This is a genomic window from Oleiphilus sp. HI0080, assembly GCF_001635135.1.
Window position 1 is genome coordinate 1 of sequence record NZ_LWFU01000569.1, and the last position, 2,141, is coordinate 2,141.

The 2,141-nt window shown below is 47.4% G+C and carries 3 protein-coding genes; 2 read left to right on the top strand and 1 reads right to left on the bottom strand.

The features are described from left to right. The coding region (locus tag A3751_RS12590) for a Na+/H+ antiporter NhaA (protein WP_231876889.1) at positions 1 to 352 on the bottom strand (352 nt) is incomplete at its 3' end. A 227-nt stretch (positions 353 to 579) separates the two neighbouring features. Between A3751_RS12590 and A3751_RS12595 the strand changes: the two genes are divergently transcribed. Together A3751_RS12595 and A3751_RS12600 are read left to right on the top strand one after the other, a co-directional pair. After that, entirely contained in the window at positions 580 to 1,722 is a 1,143-nt protein-coding gene (locus A3751_RS12595) for an S-(hydroxymethyl)glutathione dehydrogenase/class III alcohol dehydrogenase (RefSeq protein ID WP_068456544.1), read from the top strand. Between the two features lie 51 nt (positions 1,723 to 1,773). Continuing rightward, positions 1,774 to 2,141, top strand: a 368-nt coding sequence (locus A3751_RS12600; RefSeq protein WP_255376086.1) for an alpha/beta hydrolase-fold protein, incomplete at its 3' end; no start/stop codon positions are given.

Sequence of the window (2,141 nt, forward strand, 5' to 3'; positions counted from 1 at the left end):
CAGAATTAATTGCGGCATAGACGAGCGCAGGGATCGCAATACCCGCTACGGCGCCGATTGCCGGAAGAACGATCTGGTCGACGGAAGAAAGATGTCCCTCGATGATCTCACGCTTTACTTCAAGACCAACCACCAAAAAGAAGATCGCCATTAAGCCGTCGTTGACCCAGAGTACCAGAGGTTTGTTAATAATGAAGTCGCCAAACGAGACTTGAATCGGAATATCCAGAGTCCCTGTGTAAAACCCACTCAGTGCCGAGTTCGCAAAGATCATCGCTATAATTGCAGCGATCACAAGCAGGATGCCGCCAGCTGCATCATGCTCGATCATTTCTTTAAATACTTTTGTCATGAAGAACGTCCTTCGAGGGTCTTAATATTTCGAATAGTGATGTTAGTTTCTACGAATGATCAGGGATAGTCGATTATTTAGAATCTAACCATCCATTTTATCGAGTGTTTAGGCTTTTAATTAGGGTAGACCGAAAATCTATGATCTTCCTTAACTTCAGTATCGTAAACTCAATCCAGAGCATGTAATCTAGATTTATAACATTAAAAAACTTCAGGAAGAAACCTATGAAAGCCTTGAATGCCAATGGTCGAATCGAGTGTAAAGCTGCTGTCGCATGGAAAGCAGGTGAACCGCTGAGTATCGAAACCATCGAAGTAGAGATGCCAAAAGCGGGAGAGGTTTTAGTCAAAGTGCTTGCCTCGGGTGTGTGTCATACCGATGCATTTACGCTCTCCGGAGAAGATCCTGAAGGCGTGTTTCCGGCAGTTTTGGGGCATGAAGGGGGTGGCATTGTTGAGGCTGTTGGCGAAGGAGTAACCTCCGTCGCTGTTGGCGATCACGTTATTCCGCTCTACACACCAGAATGTCGAGAATGTAAGTTTTGTCTGTCGGGCAAAACCAATCTTTGCCAAAAAATTCGGGCGACACAAGGGCAAGGTTTGATGCCAGATGGTACCAGCCGGTTTTCAAAAGACGGTCAGATCATTTATCACTACATGGGCACTTCAACCTTTTCCGAGTACACCGTATTACCGGAAATTTCGCTCGCTAAAGTGAATAAGGAGGCCTCACTACATGAGGTCTGTTTGCTTGGCTGCGGCGTGACGACTGGAATTGGCGCCGTCATGAATACGGCCAAAGTAGAAAAGGGTGCCACCGTTGCTATTTTTGGTATGGGCGGCATTGGCTTATCGGCTGTGATTGGTGCGAAGCAAGCTGGCGCTGCGCGAATTCTCGTGATTGATATTAACGAGTCTAAATTTGAGCTCGCTAAAGAGCTGGGCGCGACCGACTGCATTAACCCGAAAAAATACGACAAGCCGATTCAAGAGGTGATTGTTGATTTAACAGAGGGTGGCGTTGACTATTCGTTTGAGTGTATCGGCAACGTTGATGTGATGCGATCTGCGCTTGAATGTTGCCACAAAGGTTGGGGTGAATCCGTCATTATTGGTGTTGCCGGTGCGGGCCAAGAGATCAGCACCCGGCCGTTTCAGCTGGTAACCGGACGAGTTTGGCGAGGCACCGCGTTCGGTGGTGTGAAGGGAAGAACGGAGTTGCCAGATTACGTCGAGAAATACTTAGCTGGTGAAATTCCACTCAAAAAGTTCATCACGCACACGATGAGCTTGGCAGAAATCAATGAAGCCTTTGATTTGATGCACGAGGGAAAAAGCATACGTTCAGTCGTCCACTTTGACGATTAGCGGTCAAATTTTTTTCAAAATAATAACCCTGCTTGATAGAGGAGTGAGTTCGTGGAGTTACTGAGTCAGCAGTCATCGTTTGAGGGGCGATACGTGCGTTACAGGCATGCCTCGGCGGTGAATCATTGCGACATGATTTTTTCCGTGTTTGTTCCGCCTTGCGCTCTAAAAAACGAGGAAGCGTTAAAAAATACGCCTGTTGTTTATTGGCTATCTGGGCTGACGTGTACCGACGAGAATTTTATGCAAAAAGCAGGTGCGCACCGAATTGCCTCAGATCTGGGCTTGATTCTTGTTGCACCTGATACGAGCCCGCGTGGCGAGGATGTGCCCGATGATGCAGATAAATCGTATGATTTCGGACATGGTGCGGGGTTTTACGTGAATGCGACACAAGCGCCGTGGAATCAGCATTATCA

Bases quoted from the DNA above. Each gene is read 5' to 3' on its own strand.
- A3751_RS12595 (WP_068456544.1), top strand. From the start codon at position 580: ATGAAAGCCTTGAATGCCAATGGTCGAATCGAGTGTAAAGCTGCTGTC.